Annotated in this window: 14 protein-coding genes; 5 read left to right on the top strand and 9 right to left on the bottom strand. The window is 67.8% G+C overall.

Translation table 11 applies throughout. From position 1 onward, the window contains the following. Positions 1-37: 37 nt before the first annotated feature. Genes ACZK2R_RS21515 through ACZK2R_RS21505 form a run of 3 tightly spaced genes read right to left on the bottom strand, consistent with a single transcriptional unit; the run spans position 38 to position 4,786 of the window. Positions 38-2,236 (bottom strand): ATP-binding protein, encoded by a 2,199-nt coding sequence (locus ACZK2R_RS21515; protein WP_180838245.1) that lies wholly within the window; start codon positions 2,234-2,236, stop codon positions 38-40. A gap of 1 nt (position 2,237) precedes the next feature. Then, positions 2,238-4,124, bottom strand: coding sequence for an EAL domain-containing protein (locus tag ACZK2R_RS21510; RefSeq protein ID WP_049424052.1), 1,887 nt, complete (start codon positions 4,122-4,124; stop codon positions 2,238-2,240). 44 nt (positions 4,125-4,168) lie between these two features. Next, positions 4,169-4,786, bottom strand: coding sequence for a DUF4126 domain-containing protein (locus ACZK2R_RS21505; protein WP_005411305.1), 618 nt, complete (start codon positions 4,784-4,786; stop codon positions 4,169-4,171). A gap of 179 nt (positions 4,787-4,965) precedes the next feature. Between ACZK2R_RS21505 and ACZK2R_RS21500 the strand changes: the two genes are divergently transcribed. The 5 genes from ACZK2R_RS21500 (at position 4,966) to ampE (ending at position 8,676) form a co-directional block, all read left to right on the top strand. Then, positions 4,966-5,709 carry a DUF6776 family protein gene (locus tag ACZK2R_RS21500; RefSeq protein ID WP_019336613.1) on the top strand — a complete coding sequence of 248 codons (744 nt, stop codon included), beginning with the start codon at positions 4,966-4,968 and terminating at the stop codon, positions 5,707-5,709. A gap of 4 nt (positions 5,710-5,713) precedes the next feature. Continuing rightward, positions 5,714-6,178: a bactofilin family protein gene (locus ACZK2R_RS21495; RefSeq protein WP_006398829.1), complete on the top strand. Its 465-nt coding sequence runs from the start codon at positions 5,714-5,716 to the stop codon at positions 6,176-6,178. 31 nt (positions 6,179-6,209) lie between these two features. Then, positions 6,210-6,602, top strand: a complete 393-nt coding sequence (gene erpA, locus ACZK2R_RS21490; protein ID WP_005419789.1) for an iron-sulfur cluster insertion protein ErpA — start codon at positions 6,210-6,212, stop codon at positions 6,600-6,602. Positions 6,603-6,748: 146 nt separating this feature from the next. Then, positions 6,749-7,654 (top strand): NAD(+) diphosphatase, encoded by a 906-nt coding sequence (gene nudC / locus ACZK2R_RS21485; protein ID WP_180838246.1) that lies wholly within the window; start codon positions 6,749-6,751, stop codon positions 7,652-7,654. Between the two features lie 134 nt (positions 7,655-7,788). After that, positions 7,789-8,676: a regulatory signaling modulator protein AmpE gene (gene ampE / locus ACZK2R_RS21480; RefSeq protein ID WP_032127176.1), complete on the top strand. Its 888-nt coding sequence runs from the start codon at positions 7,789-7,791 to the stop codon at positions 8,674-8,676. 497 nt (positions 8,677-9,173) lie between these two features. On the opposite strand, the gene ACZK2R_RS21475 is transcribed toward ampE, so the two are convergent. From ACZK2R_RS21475 to yccS, 6 genes are all read right to left on the bottom strand, one after another. Continuing rightward, a complete protein-coding gene (locus ACZK2R_RS21475; protein ID WP_006473646.1) occupies positions 9,174-9,599 on the bottom strand; it encodes a DUF2752 domain-containing protein in 426 nt (141 codons plus the stop codon). A gap of 43 nt (positions 9,600-9,642) precedes the next feature. Next, positions 9,643-9,921, bottom strand: coding sequence for a CD225/dispanin family protein (locus tag ACZK2R_RS21470; protein WP_032127177.1), 279 nt, complete (start codon positions 9,919-9,921; stop codon positions 9,643-9,645). 34 nt (positions 9,922-9,955) lie between these two features. After that, complete coding sequence (locus ACZK2R_RS21465) at positions 9,956-10,243, bottom strand: CD225/dispanin family protein (RefSeq protein WP_005419784.1); 288 nt, start codon at positions 10,241-10,243, stop codon at positions 9,956-9,958. A 182-nt stretch (positions 10,244-10,425) separates the two neighbouring features. Further along, positions 10,426-12,315, bottom strand: a complete 1,890-nt coding sequence (locus ACZK2R_RS21460; RefSeq protein WP_121504237.1) for an MFS transporter — start codon at positions 12,313-12,315, stop codon at positions 10,426-10,428. A 139-nt stretch (positions 12,316-12,454) separates the two neighbouring features. After that, complete coding sequence (locus ACZK2R_RS21455; RefSeq protein ID WP_180838247.1) at positions 12,455-13,249, bottom strand: SDR family NAD(P)-dependent oxidoreductase; 795 nt, start codon at positions 13,247-13,249, stop codon at positions 12,455-12,457. 141 nt (positions 13,250-13,390) lie between these two features. Continuing rightward, positions 13,391-15,568: a YccS family putative transporter gene (yccS, locus tag ACZK2R_RS21450; protein WP_125895794.1), complete on the bottom strand. Its 2,178-nt coding sequence runs from the start codon at positions 15,566-15,568 to the stop codon at positions 13,391-13,393. Between the last annotated feature and the right edge of the window lie 74 nt (positions 15,569-15,642).

Genomic DNA, 15,642 nt, shown 5'->3' with positions numbered 1-15,642 from the left:
CTGTGATCAGCATGGCGATGGTCGAGCAAGCTCGACGCTACCGATGCTGTGCCAGGTAGCCCGTCAGCGCCACGCGCGCCCGGGCGAATTCGGCAACCAGCAGCGCCACCGCCACTGCGGGGCGCTGCAGGCTGCCACTACGGGCCTCATGTTCGATCCGCTGCGCGACCGCCGACAGCGACAACGCCCCAACGTTCGCACTCGATGATTTGAGGCTGTGGGCGATTGCCTGCAGTCGCGGCTCGTCGCTGCTCTGCGCGGCCTGCTGCAGCTGCTGCACCATCGCCGGCGCATCCTCCAGGAACACCGAGACGATCTGGAGGGCGGTATCGCCGATCATCGCGTGCAGTTCGTCCAGCACATCACGGTCCAGCACCGGTTGCGTCACCGCTTGGCTTTTCGTCTCTTGTAGAGCCGGGCCATGCTCGGCTGGCGGGATCCCACTGGCCCCGGATGCATCACCGTCGAGCAAGCTCGACGCTACGACATCGCGTGATCGCTGCCCCCAGCGCCTCAACAGCGCATGCAAGGTGGCGCGTGCGATCGGCTTGGACAGGTAGTCGTCCATGCCGGCCTGCAGGCAGCGTTCGCGGTCACCGGCCATGGCGTTGGCCGTCATCGCGATGATCGGCAACCGCGAGCACCCGGTTTCCGTTTCTTCCGCACGCCAGCGGCGCGTGGCGGCGTAGCCGTCCAGCACCGGCATCTGGCAATCCATCAGCACCACGTCCACGCCGCCTTCGCGAAGGGCGGCCAGTGCCTGCTCGCCGTCGGCGGCGTTGCGCACCTCGCACTGGAACACGCGCAGCAGATGCTCGGCCACCATCCGGTTGACCGTGTTGTCTTCCACCAGCAGCACGCGCAGGTGCAGTGGCGGCAGCGTCGGTGCGGGCAAGCCGTCTTCGGCATTGGCCAGCAGGGCGGCAGGGCGGGCAGGCGTGGCAGGCGCCGCCAGCAGTGCATGCAGGGCTGCATCATCGAAATGCGGGAGCAGCTGGCGTTGGCGCGGGCGTTGTGCAGGCGTGTCTTCCTGCAGCCACAGTACCTGCAGTGCATCATCGTCGCCGCGGTCGGCCAGCGCCTGCTGCAGCGTGACCTCGCCGTTGCGGCGGGTGCGGGAATCGACAATCAGCCATGCCGGTGCTGGTTGTCCGGGCCGCGCGGGAGCGCGCAGGCGCTCGACCACGGCATCCAGCTGTGCCAGCACCTGCACCTGCAGCCCATGGTGGGCGGCGATGCGCTCGATGCGTGCCTGCAGCGTTGCATCGGCGCTGAACAACAGTAGCGCTGCGGGGGCGCGCGCCATCGCAGGCAGGTCGCCGGGTACTTTCAGCAGCGGGATCTCGAACCAGAAGGTCGCGCCCTGGCCCGGCGTGGACTGCACGCCGATGTGCCCGTGCATCAGGTCGATGATGCGCTTGCAGATGGCCAGGCCCAGGCCGGTGCCGCCATAGAGGCGGGTGGTGGACGCGTCGGCCTGGCTGAAGGACTGGAACAGGCGTGCCTGCAGCGCGTCGTCGATGCCGATGCCGGTGTCGATGATCTCGAAGCGCAGCTGGTGCTGCGCGGCACCTTCGCCCAGGCGCTGCACGCGCAGCTGCACCTGGCCGCGGGCGGTGAACTTGATGGCGTTGGCCAGCAGGTTGCTCAGCACCTGGCGCAGGCGTACCGGGTCGCCGCGCACCGGCAGGCGCACCGATGGGTCAAGCTGCAGGGCCAGGGACAGGCCCTTGGCATCGGCGGCGCGCTGCATCAGCTGCACCACGCCATCGAGCAGTTCGCGCAGGTTGAAGCTGGTGATCTCCAGTTCCAGCGCCTGCGCTTCCAGCCGGGAATAGTCGAGGATGTCGTCGACGATGCGTAGCAGCTGCTGTGAACTGGCCGAAGCGGTGGCCAGCATCTGCCGCTGGTCTTCACCCAGCGGCCCGCGCGCGATCAGCTCCAGCATCGGCAGGATGCCGTTGAGCGGCGTGCGGATCTCGTGGCTCATCGTGGCCAGGAACTCGCCCTTGGCCAGCACGGCCGCTTCGGCGGCCTGCTTGGCCTGCAGCAGCTGCTGTTCCAGCTGGCCCTGGCGTTCGGTGGTATGGCGCAGCTGGTCGCGCTCGGCGGCCAGCGCGCTGTGCTCGCGCTGCAGCTGGGCCAGTGCCCGGCTGCGCGCGCGCAGGCGCATGCCCAACAGCAGCAGTGCGACGGCCGCAGCAAGGGCAACCAGCAGCACGCCCCACAGCGGCACCTCAGAGCACCGCGTTGTGGAAGTCGAAGTTCAGGTCACTGCCGGCCGACTGCACCATGTTGCCCTGGATGTAATCGACGCCGCCGACCCACATCGCTGCCGCGGCCTGCGGGTCCTCGATCTGCTGGCCGATGATCTGCAGCCCGGCGGCATGCGCCTGTTCGATCGCCTTGCGCAGTTCCTCGCGCGTGGCCGGGTTGGAATGGCTGCTGGAGAAACGCGCGGCCATGCGCACGAACGACAGCGGCAGCTGGGTCAGCAGTGCATCGGCTTCGCCACTGGGTTCGAACTGGCTCAGGCAGAAGCGCACGCCGGCGCCGGCCATGCGCTGGCAGAACTGCTGCAGCGGCACGGTGTGGATCAGCGCGTCGGGCAGGCGCACGTCGATCACCAGCGCACTGCCGGGCAGGTCACGCTGCTGCAGCGATTCCAGCAGCCAGTCGCCAAAGGCATCGCGCTGCAGGGTGCGCAGCGACTGCGAAACGAACAGGTTCAGCGGTTGCGTTGCGTGCCGGTACAGGTCCAGCAGGCCCAGCGCATGGTCCATCACCTGCTGGTCGAGGTCGGCGATGCGGCCTGCCGCTTCGGCGGCGGGAATCACCTGGCCGGCCGCCAGCACCGTGCCGTCGGCCTGGCGCAGGCGCAGCAGCAGCTGGTACTGCGCGGTGTTGCCACCGGCGACAGCGACGATCGGCTGATAGGCCAGCTCCAGCTGGCCTTCCAGCAGTGCCAGGTGTTCCTGTTCGGTGACGGCCTGGCGATGCACGTGGCCTGCCACGCCGGCGCTGAGCAGGCGTGCCTGCAGGGTGGTGCGCTCGACCGCTTCCAGTGCGGCGTTGGCATCGTCGAAGCCCGGCGACAGCGGCGCGTAACCCACCACGCCGCGCAGATGCACCGATTCATCATCGCGGATCACGAAGGCGCGCGCCGAGAGCTGCTCACGCAGGGTCGCGGCGATGCTTTCCAGGCTGTCTTCATCGGTATTGCGGGCCAGCAGCAGGAAGCTGTTGTCGTTCAGGCGTGCCAGCAGGTGCGGATGGCCGGCCTCGGCCAGGCGCTGCCCGGCCTGCACCATCAGGCGCTCGAAGGCGGCGTAGCCATAGCGTTCGCGCAGGCCCAGCGCGCTGGCCACTTCAATGAAGAACACGCCGCCCCGGTCGCGATGGGTGAGGGTGGCGTTGAGTTGCTGCAGCACGTGGTGACGTGTCGGCAGGCCGGTTTCCGGATTGCTGGTGGCCGGTGCGCCGGTAGCACCAGGCAGGGTCGCTGCCTGCGCACGTGCGCGGCGGATGCGGTTGGCCACGGCGGCGATCAGGTGGCGGGGGCGGATCGGCTTGCTCAGGTAATCGTCGGCGCCGCTGTCGAGCACCTCGAACTGGCGTTCCGGGTCCGGATCGCCGCTCAGGAACACGATCGGCAGCAACTGCAGGCCAGGCTGCTGGCGGATCAGCGCGGTCAGGCGCATGCCGTCCAGGCCGGGCAGGTGCAGGTCCATCAGGATCAGGTCGGGCCGATGCTCCTTGATCGCCTGCAGCGCGCCGTCGGCATCGCTGTGCACGATCGCCTGCATGCCGGCGCCATGCAGCACGCTCTGTGCGAACAGGGCCTGCGCGCGGTCGTCCTCGACGATCAGCACGCGGTAGGGCGAATCGGAGGGCGGCGGCGCCTGGTCGTTGTTGCCAGCCTCGGCCAGCACGGCCGGGGCCGGCAACGGCGGCGGTGCGCTGCCGATCGATGCGGGTGCGTCGGAGGCGGCCAGCGGCGGAACCGCGGCCGGCGCTGCGGCGACCGCGCTCGCCGGTTCAGCGGTCCAGCGTTGCCAATGATCGGCCGGAGGGGTTTCAGCGCGTCCCGGGCGGGCGCCCGCGGGGGATTCGTTTGCGGCCATCGGTGCTCCTGGTGTTCGCGTCCATTATGCGACAAGCCCGGCGATCAACCGGTACCGGGCTGGCGTGGACTGTCGGGCGACGCACTGCGTGCCAGCCAGCGCACGCCCTTCCACAAGGTGCGCCAGACCAGCCACACCAGCAGCGCGCCGGCCAGGCTGCAGGCCAGCACCACGATCAGCGCGATCCACGGGTGTGCCAGGGCCAGGGCCAGGCCACCGACCACCACGGTGTCCTCGGCGGCGGAGGCCACCCAGTTGCTGGCAGGCTCGGGCGATGTATTGAGCAGGGCGCGGGTGCCGGCCTTCAGACCATGGCTGGCCAGCGCGACACCGGCACCGGCAGCAAGTGCGCCGGTGCCCAGCTGCCCATCCGGCGACAGCGTGGCTGCGGCAAGGAAGGCACCTGCGGGTACGCGTGCCAGGGTCTGCACCAGATCCCACGCCGAGTCGACGCCGGGAATCTTGTCGGCGAAGAATTCGGTCACCGCCAGCGCTGCCGAGGTGCCCAGCACCCACCACGATTCGGTGGCCTGCAGGGCCGGCGGCAGGTCGACCCAGCCGAGCAGGCCGGCCAGGCCGACACCGAACACGGTGAGGTAGACGCGGATGCCGGCCAGCCAGGCCAGCAGGATGCCGATCACGAACAGGTGGGCTTCGGTCATGGCGATGCTCCGGCGACGGAACTGTGCAGGGGACCACACTATCGACGATGGCATGCCTGAACGCCACAGACGGTGGCTCGCCACTGCGCAGGAAACCCACCCGTCCTGTCATACACTAGCCCGTCGTTTGCCACAGGGGCCGTACCGGTGTCGCCCTCGCGATGCCCCGGAATCCACCCATGACCAACCGTCCTCCCATGCGCGTGCAGGTTCGCCTGCCCGGCGCGCCGCAACCGCCGGCCGACCGTCGCCGCCTGCTGGTGATCGGCGGCATCTGGCTGCTCAGCCTGGTGCTGGCCGTGCTGGGTGGCTGCTGGATGGCCACGCCGCGCGATGCACAGGGCCAGCGCCTGCAGGCCGCCGAGAAGCGCGCCGAGACGTTGCAGGCGCAGCTGACCGAACTGCGCCAGAAGCAGGCCACGCTGGAAGCCTCCGACCGCATCAGCCGCGCCGCCAACACCGAGGTGCAGTCCTCGCTGGCCGAACGCGATGAGGAAATCGCCGGCCTGCGCGCCGACGTTGCCTTCTATGAGCGCCTGGTGGGTTCGACCAGCCAGCGCAAGGGCCTGAACACCCATTCGATCGAGTTCAGCCCGGAAGCGGCCGGCACCTGGCAGTACACCGCCGTGCTGACACAGAACCTCAACCGCGGCGCCATCAGCCAGGGGCAGATGCGTTTCACCGTGGAAGGCGTCAAGAACGGCAAGCTGGCCACGATCAGCTGGGATGATCTGCACCAGCGCAGCAAGGTACCGGGACAGGATTACTCGTTCCGGTACTTCCAGCAGCTCACCGGCAGCGTGATGCTGCCGGCTGACTTCACCCCGCAACGCGTGCGGGTGACATTGGGGAGTGGTACGGGGGGTACCACCCAGGTATTCGACTGGAAACAGGCCGGTGCGCCGGCCGCCAAAGGGGAGTAGGCAGATGTTCGGAAGCAGCAAATCCAACCGTGAAGGCCAGCTGGTGGTGGATGCCCTGATCGGCAACCAGGTGGTGATCCGCGGTGATGTGGAATTCAGTGGTGGCCTGTATGTGGAAGGCCGCATCCATGGCAAGGTGATCGCCGCCGAAGGCGCCAGTGGCGCGACCCTGACGGTCGCCGAGCATGGCGTGATCGAAGGTGAGATCCGTGCCCAGGTGGTGGTCATCAGTGGACGCCTGGACGGCGACGTGCATGCCACCGAGAAGGTCGAACTGACCCCGAGCGCGCGGGTCAATGGCAACGTCCATTACCAGGTGGTGGAGATGAATGCGGGTGCCCAGCTGAACGGCCGCCTGATCCATGCCAGCGCCCCGATGGCGGCCCTGCCGGCCCCGGAAGGTGATGAGGCCAATGGCGGCAAGGGTGACACCGCCGCACGCCGCAAGCTGGCCGAGGCGATGGCTTGAAAGCCATCGTCGGCACCCCCATGCTGACACCATGAGCACGCTAGTCTCCCTGCCCGGCGCCACCCCGGTTGCCGCGCCCGATTACCAGTCGCTGGAGCGCCCGCTGAACTTCACCGAGTCGGCGGCCGCCAAGGTCAAATCCCTGATCCAGGAAGAGGGCAACCCCGACCTGGCCCTGCGCGTGTACATCGAAGGCGGTGGCTGTTCGGGCTTCCAGTACGGATTCGAGTTCGACGAGAACCGTGCCGAGGATGACCTGGCGGTACAGACCAGCGGGGTGACCCTGCTGGTCGACCCGCTGAGCCTGCAGTACCTGATGGGCGCCGAGGTGGACTACACCGAGAGCCTGACCGGTGCCCAGTTCGTGATCCGCAACCCGAACGCCAAGACCACCTGCGGCTGCGGCAGCAGCTTCAGCATGTAAGAGGCCTGTGGCCGGAATGTGCCAACCAAGGTTGGCACCTCAGTAGATCCACGCCATGCGTGGATGCTGTGCCTGCACGCCCACACCGGCAGATTGCGCACAGCGCCGAACTTGCCACCTGCATCGATTGGCGGCACGCTTGCCGGATGCCCAATACTCCTTCGCCGCTTTCCGGTTTCGCCTTCGTTGGCGAACCGCTGGAGCGCGCCGATGCCCTGCGCGACGATGCCGATGCACTGGCGCGCCTGTGGCCGGGCGCGCGCATTCTCGTGCTCGATCAGGACGGCAGCGTCTTCACCGGCGATGACGACCAGCCGCTGGCGCTGACCGGCGCCGACATCGGCGGCGGCCCCGGTGCCGCGATCTTCCTTGGCCTGCGTGGCGAGCAGGCCTGGTTCTCGGTCGAAGCCGCCAACGTTACCGTCACGGCCCCGCGCCGCCTCGACCTGCGCCAGGCCGCACTGCTGTGGCCGATGGCCGATGCGACCGCCTTCAGTTATGCCCGCGGCATGTCCTACTGGCACTCGCGCACCCGCTTCTGCGGCGTGTGCGGCGGCGCCGTGGCGTTTGCCCGTGGTGGCTTCGTCGGCCGCTGCGGGCAGTGCGCCACCGAGCACTACCCGCGTGTCGATCCCGCCGTGATCGTCGCCGTGGAAAACCAGGGCCGGCTGCTGCTGGGCCGGCAGTCGAACTGGGCACCGCGGCGTTACTCGGTGCTGGCCGGCTTCGTCGAACCCGGCGAGACCTTCGAGCAGACCGTGGTGCGTGAAGTGCACGAGGAGAGCAAGGTACGGGTGACCGCCTGCCAGTACCTCGGTTCGCAGCCGTGGCCGTTCCCGGGCGCGCTGATGATCGGTTTCCGTGCACAGGCGCAGGATGACCTGCCGACCGTGGATGGCGAGCTGGAAGATGCGCGCTGGTTCAGTGCCGACGAGGTCGGCGCGGCACTGGCACGCGATGTGGAGGACGATGGCCAGGGCATCCGCCTGTCGCCGCCGATCTCGATTTCGCGCGGCCTGATCGAACACTGGTACCGGCAGCAGAAGGGCTGAGCGGGGCTGACGGTGGCGCCTGTATTGCCGCCACCTGAACACGGCCCGGGTTACAGTCCGGTTCACCGCTGAGGGCGCCGCTGCGACAGGTAAGGTAGCGACGCCGAGCGTTCTGTTTCGTAGGGAGACCTGCCATGTTCACCACTCTGGCCGCCGTGCTGGTGGCACTGGCCCTGGGCCATGTTGCCCCGGCCGCTGCCGCCTCGCTGCGCCGTTTCGACGGCTTCCGGCGTTGGCTGGGCTGGCTGGACGCGCGGGGTGGCAAGGCCTGGCAGGGACCGGCCGGCGTTGCCCTGGCACTGCTGCCGCCGCTGTTGCTGATGGCGCTGCTGGCGTGGCTGCTGCGCGGGGTGCTGTTCGGCCTGCCGTCGCTGCTGCTGGGCGTGGCGGTGCTGGCGTGGTGCTGGGGCCCGCGCGATCTGGACCGCGATATCGAAGCGATCATCGATGCCGATGACGCGGCGACGCGCCAGGCCGCGGTACGTAACCTGCAGGCGGCCGGTGGCAGCCTGCGCGAGGACATTCCGTCACTGGTCGAGGCAACCGTGCTCAACGCCTTGCGGCGCTGGTTCGCGGTGCTGTTCTGGTTCCTGCTGCTGGGCCCGGCCGGTGCTCTCGGTTACCGGCTGCTGGCGCTGATGGCGGAAAGCCCGATGCGTGCCCGCGTGCCGGTGGAGCCGCTGGCGCTGGCGCAGCGCCTGCTGGGCTGGATCGAGTGGCCGGTGGCGCAGCTGATGGCATTTTCGATGGCGCTGGTGGGCAACTTCGATACGGCGTGGAAGGCCTGGCGCCAGGCCCACGGCGAGCGCCTGGCCGGCAACATCGGCTTCCTGGGCGCGGTGGCGCGGGCCAGCGTCAATGCCGAGCTGCGCGAGGATGCGCACGATTACACCGAGGCGGGGCTGTTGCCGGTGTGGCAGCGGTTGCCGGACCTGCGGGATGCGATGAGCCTGGTGTGGCGGATGCTGCTGCTGTGGCTGGCGATCCTCGCCCTGCTGGTGATTGCAGGCTGGGTGACGTAGTTGCTTTGCAGGGCTTGCAGCCCTGCACCTGCAGAGGCAACAGCAACAGCAACAGCAGCTCTGGATTGGTGATGGTTGGGCGGGGCGGTGTGGGGCTGCAGGACACGCCGTAAACCCGTCCTTGGGGGCTCGATGGCGCCATCCATGGCGCCAACGGTCCTGCAGCCCCACACCGCCCCACCCCCGACAGATTCCCGCGGCTGTTGGTAGGTGTCGACCTTGGTCGACACGGTAGATCCACGCCATGCGTGGATGCAGAGCGAAGCGATCCGCTTCCGCTTTCGCTTTTGATCTTCTCTTTCTTTTCCGTGGTGGACGCACACGGAAACTGTCCGTGGCCGGGCGGGATGGGTTTGCGGGGGTGTCCGCGGCATGGATGCCGCGGCCAAGCCTCCACGGACGGATTCACGGCGTCCCCCGCAAACCCATCCCGCCCGGCCAACCCCATGATCGACAAACGCCGCCCACCACGAGGGGCTGCGCCGTTGGCTGGAAACCTAGATCGGTGCCAGTGCAGTGAACGGTGCCCACGGCAGGTTGCGCAGCAGCGCATACCCGGGCAGCACCCAGAGCCAGAACACGGGATTGGCCAGCACCCGCATCAGCGGGTCGAGCACACGCGGGCGGATGCCGGCGATGTTCAGCAGCATCAACAACAGGAACGGCAGGCTGATGACCAGCAGCGGGTTCATCGCCATCGCGCCGGGCAGGTCGAAGTGGACCAGGGAATACAGGCAGCGCGTGCTGCCACAGCCCGGGCAGTACAGGCCGGTCAGCGCGTACAGCGGGCAGCTCGGCAGGGGATTGCCGGCGACATACGGATTGACGTTGCGCAGCACCACCGTGGCACCCACGGCCAGGCCGGCGGAAACCAGCAGCGGTGCCCAGCGGGCGAGTCGGGAACGAGCGGGAAGCGCGGACATGCAACAACGGATCCGGCGCAGGCGCCGGATCCGTCCAGACGTATCAGTAGTTGCCGTTGCTCATCGCGCCCATGCCGCCGAGCACAACGAAGAACAGCACGTAAAGCACGACCAGCACGACCCAGGCGATGGCCGACCACATGGCCCACTTCTTGGCCTTGGCGGCGGAGTCCTGGGCGCCGGCGATGTCGCCGGCCGCCAGCTTGCCGTTGACCTGGGCGGCGTAGACGATCGACACGATGCCGGCCGGCAGGCAGCAGAACAGGGTGGTCAGGATCGCCCAGACCAGGTTGTTCGGGACCTGCGGAGTAGCAGTATTCATGGGTTCAAGCTCCTTGATGGGTGGTGGTGGTGAATCATTGGTCGGAAAGAGCGCCCAGTACGGCCAAGCCGCCGAACAGCCCGAACCACAACAGCAACAGGACCGGCAGGGCCACGGCCGAAGCCACCGCCCACCAGCCCGCCTTGCGCGACGCACTGTAGGCCCCCGGCAGGTCGCCGGCCGCGCGGCGGCCATCGACCTGGGAGGCGTACACGATCGACACCACGCCCAACGGCAGGCAGCAGAACAGCGTCGTCAGGATCGCCCAGACCAGATGGTTGGGGATGTAGACCGGACGGCTGAGCGGTGGTGGTTGATTCAAAGCGAGACTCCATTCCTTGGTGGCCGGCCATGATGAATCGGCCGGACCTCCCCCCTGTGGGTGCGTAATCTACCGCAACCTGCGTTGCATGTATGCGTTTACAGTCACGGCATGTCGCGTACACCACTGGACGGTGACGTATGTGGGGGAGTCCGCTGGGCCCGCTCGGCGGGCCCATCTCGTCAGGCGTGATCGCCGCGCAGGGCCCGCACCTGGGCCTCCAGCACCGGTGCGCTGGTGCTGTGGCCATCCACGGCCGCTGCCGCCACCACCTCGACGGTGGCGCGGAAACGGCGCGGCACGCGCATGCGGCCCAGGCGGCTGTCGCGCCGGCTCCACATGCTCGACCACATGCCGCGCAGCGCCATCGGCACCACCGGCACCGGCCGCCGTTCGAGGATCTTCTCGACGCCGGACTTGAACGGTGCCATCGCACCATCCTTGGTCAGCGCGCCTTCCGGGAAGATGCAGACCAGCTCGCCTTCGGCCAGCGCTGCATCGATGTCATCGAACGCGCGCTGCATCAGCGCCGGGTCTTCGCGCGCACCGGCGATCGGGATCGCCTTGGCGGTCCGGAAGATCCAGCGCATCACCGGAATGTTGAAGATCTTGTAGTACATGACGAAGCGCACCGGGCGCGGGATCGTCGCCGACAGGATCAGTGCGTCCATGTAGCTGACATGGTTGCAGACCAGCAGCGCGGCACCCTCGTCGGGCACGTTGGCCTCGATGCCGTGCGGGCGCAGGCGGTACAGGGTGCGCACCATCAGCCAGCTGAGGAAGCGCATCAGGAATTCGGGGACGATGGTGAAGATGTAGATCGCCACCAGTGCGTTGGCGATGGCCAGCGCCAGGAACTGCTGCGGGATGGTCCAGTGCAGCAGCTTGTGCGCGGCCAGCGACAGCAGGGCTGCGCCGACGATGAAGCCGGAGTTCTGGATGTTCAGCGCCGCAAACACGCGCGACATCTGCGCCTTCGGCGTGCGGCTCTGGATCAGCGCGAACAGCGGCACCACGAAGATGCCGGTGAACAGGCCGATGCCGATCAGGTCGATGACGATGCGGATGCTGCCCGGCTGCTGCAGGAACGTCCCGATGGTCAGTCCGTGCACGGTCGCTTCGCCGCTGCGGGCGAAATACAGGTCGAGCAGGAACGCGGTCATGCCGAACGCACCCAGCGGCACCAGGCCGATTTCCACCGTGCGTGCCGACAGCTTCTCGCACAGCAACGAGCCAACGCCGGTGCCGACCGAGAACAGGGCGAGGGCGAACAGATACAGCTTGGGTTCGCCGCCGAGGTTGGCCAACGCGTAATTGGGCAGCTGCGAGGTCAGCACGGTACCGACGAACCAGAACCAGGATACCCCGAGGATGGCGTTGCGCACCGCCTTCTGCTGCCGTGCCATGCGCAGCACGACCCGCGACTCCGGCAAGGGGTTCCAGTTGATCTTCAGGTTCGGATCGCCGGCGTCGACCTTGGGAATCAGGCGCGCCGCGATGTTGCCGCAGATGGCCAGAGCGATCACCGCTGTGGCTGCCACGATCGGACCGTAGCTGCCCGCAAGCAGGAATACAGAGCCGCCGATGATCATGCCGGACAGGATCGAGATCGAAGTACCCATCTCGACCAGGCCGTTGCCGCCGGTCAGTTCCTCGGGTTTTAGCACCGAGGGCAGTACCGAGTACTTTACCGGGCCGAACAGGGTCGACTGCATGCCGGTACAGAACAGAGCGACCAGCAGGAACGGCAGGTTCTCGGTGATGAAACCGACAGCCGCCATCGACATGATCACGATCTCCATGGTGGTGGTGATCACGATCAGCCGCGATTTTTCCAGTTTGTCGGCGATCTGCCCGGCCAGCGCCGAGAACAGGAAGTACGGCAGGATGAAGATGGCTGGCGCCAGCGTGGTGTAGAGCGAACGCTGCTCCTCCGAAACGCCCAGATAGAACAACAGGCCGATGATCGCCTGCCGGTACACGTTGTCGTTGAACGCTCCGAGCGCCTGGACGACGAAGAACGGCAGGAAACGGCGCTGGCGCAGCAGGGCGAACTGGTTGTGACCGGACATGGAGCCTCCTTGACCGGCGCAGCCTAGCATTCCTGCCTATCCGCCGGGACCATGGCGGGATGCATCCACGCATGGCGTGGATCTACTGAAGCCCCACAACTGTGGGTGCGGACCGTTGGTCCGCACACCTTGATAGGTCTCAGACGATATCGTCGACCACGCCGCCATCCACGCGCAGCGCCGCACCCGAGGTCGCCGAGGCCTGCGGCGAGGCCAGGTACACCACCATGTTGGCCACTTCCTCGACCGTGGCGGTGCGCTGGATCACCGAAGACGGCCGGTGTGTCATCACGAACTCGCGGCCGATCTGCTCCAGTGGCTTGCCGCTGCGCTGGCGTTCATCTTCGAACATCGCCGCGAAACCGTCAGACAGGGTCGGGCCGGGCAGCACCGCGTTGACGGTGACGCCGCTGCCGGCCACGCGCTTGGCCAGGCCGCGCGACAGCGACAGCTGCGCGGTCTTGCTGACGCCGTAGTGGATCATGTCGGCCGGAATGTTGCGTGCCGATTCGGACGAGATGAACAGGACGCGACCCCAGCCGGCATCGACCATGGCCGGCAACAGTGCCCGCGACAGGCGCACGCCGGACATCACGTTGATCTGCCAGTAACGTTCCCAGGTCGCGTCTTCGGTCTCGAAGAAGTCCTCGGGGCCGAAAATGCCGGCGTTGTTGACCAGGATGTCGACCTTGGGCAGGCCTGTCAGCAGCGTGTCGACGCCGGCCGCATCGGAGAGGTCGGCGGCCACGCCGAGCACGTCGGCACCCGGAACGGCGGCGAGCAGGCGCTGGCGGGCGCGTTCGACGCTGTCGGTGCTGCGGCCGTTGAGAATGATCCGCGCGCCCGCGTTGGCCAGGCCCTGGGCAATCGCCAGGCCGATGCCGGCGGTGGAGGCGGTGACCAGCGCGGTACGGCCGGAGAGTTCAATCTTCATGGGGAATCCGGGGGAGCAGGGATCGCCCAGTATCCGCGCGGGAACGTGATCGGGGCGCATCGCCATACGCAACACACGGTTGCACGCGGTGCAGTAGATCCACGCCATGCGTGGATGGAATGTCCGACCAGCGATGAGGGATCAGGTCAGGCTGGTCACCGCCTCATTCGCCGCCGCCCGCACCTTCGGCAGCATCCGCAGCACCAGCGCCATCTGCGTGCGGATCAGCTGCAGCTTCGGCGGCATCGCCTCGTCGATCTGTTCCAGTTCGGCGGCCACCGCGCGGTCGGCATCATTGTCCTCTTCCGCGACCGGTTGCCGAGCGCTCAGGGCCGTCGCCAGCTGCTGCAGCGCCTTGCGCACGCGCTCACCGGCAGCCAGCGCCAGCGGATCGCCGGCGTAGCTGTCCACCTGGTCGCGGTGCGCACCCAGGGCCGACAGGTGCCCGAGCAGTGTGTTGGACAGCGCCAGGAAGTGGAAGCCGGCATCCAGATTGCGGCGCACATGGCCGGGCTCACGCAGCATGTTCGACAACGCGGTGGACAGCGCGGCGTCGGCGTTGTGCATATCGCGGCGGGCGATGCGGTAGGCCAGATCGTCACGCATGCCGCTGCGGTACTGGCCCAGCACCGAATCCAGATAGCGCGCGGCGGTGTCCAGCACCCGCGCCAGCACAAGATGCAGCTGCCGGCCCTGCCAGTCGGGCAGGATCAGGAAGGCGGCCGCGGCGGCGATCGCACAACCCAGCAGCGTATCGACCATGCGCGGCACGATCAGCACGAAGCCGTCGCCGATCAGGTTGAAGCAGGTCAGGGCCATCACCGTGATCGCCGCCGACGCCACCAGGTAGCGGTCGGTGCGGGTGAAGAAGAACAGCAGCGCCGACAGCAGCGCGATCAGCAGCTGCACGTGCAGTTGCGGGAACAGCTGCAGCAGTGCCCACGTGAGCACCAGGCCGGCCACGGTGCCGACGATGCGTTGTGCAAGGCGCTGGCGGGTCGCGCCGAAGTTGGGGCGGCACACGAACACGATGGTCAGCAGCACCCACGAGCCGTTCTGTGCATTGAACAAGCGGATTGCCGCGAAGCCGGCGATCAGGGCCAATGCCATGCGCAGGCCGTGGCGGAACAGGACCGAGCCGGGCGTGAGCTGCTGGCGCACGCGCACGCCCATCTCGCGCAGGGTGTGCGGGTTGCTGTCGCGCAGGCGGGTATCGACGTTGTCCAGGCTGGCCTCGGAGCGCTCCGCATCCAGCAGGCGGCGCTCGATGCTGCGCAGGTTGTGCACGAGTAGATCCAGCGAGCCAAGCAGTCGCTGCCACTGCGGCCGCTGCTGGTCGCGCAGATAGGCCAGCGCATCGGCCAGGTCGCGCCCGGCCTGCTGGTTGCTTTCGCCATACACGAACGGACGGCGCAGGCGGATCGCCTCGCCCAGCCGTGCGCAGGCCTGCCCCTGCAGGTCGAGCAGGCGCTGGCAGCGGTACAGCACATCGCTGTGGAAGAAGGCATCGACCAGCGCACCGTAGGGGTAGTGCGAGGAGCTGGCGCGCTCGTGGAAATCCTGTGCCATGTAATAGAGGCGCAGGTACAGGCCGGAGTTCACGCCGGGCCGCCCGGAACGGCCGAAGCGGGCCAGGATCGCGGTCTTGGCTTCATTCAATGCACCTACCACGCGCCGGTTCTGTTCGGCCAGGTCGAGCTGGCGACGCTGCAGGTCGGCCTCGCGCACCGGCTCGAACAGTGTTGCCTTCAACTGCAGGTAGCGGCCCAGTTCAACGTACAGTCGCGCCACGCGTTCGCGTACCGGACGGTTGGCGAACAGTGCGGTCCACAGGATCGACAGCAGGCCGTACCAGACCGCACCGGCCAGCAGGTGGCTGACCGCGTCCAGCGCGCTGTGCAGGTCGCTGGCGCCATGCTGCTCCAGCCCGATCATGGTGTAGATCGCCAGCGTTACCGTGGCCTGGGCGATGGACGCATAGCGCTCGCCGAGCGCACCCAGCAGGGTCAACCCGAAGGTGGACAGCGCCAGCGCGCCGATGAAGATCCATGGCCAGGGGAACAGCCAGATCACCGAAGCGGCGGCGAGGCAGAAGCACAGCAGCGACAGCAGTACCGCCTTGGTACGGCCCCACCAGTTGTCATCGGTCTCGGCGATGGCGCTGGCGATGATGCCGAGGAACACGCCGGGCAGGGCAGTGAGCGCGTCCAGCTGCCAGCACACGGCAAGCGCTGCGGTCAGGGCGATGAACACCCGAAGGCCATAACTGGCCTTTTCGTGGGCCCACAGGCGGCTGAGGCGGGATTCGCGGGCGGGCATGCAGGCTCGGTGGAAGGGTCTCCCACCATTATTGCGGGTACGGGGTGAAATATGGAGTGCGGACCAACGGTCCG

The organism is Stenotrophomonas sp. 96582_Sma, assembly GCF_056480905.1.
The sequence above is the reverse complement of the archived record's forward strand: the minus strand, read 5'-3'. Positions and strand labels throughout refer to the sequence as shown.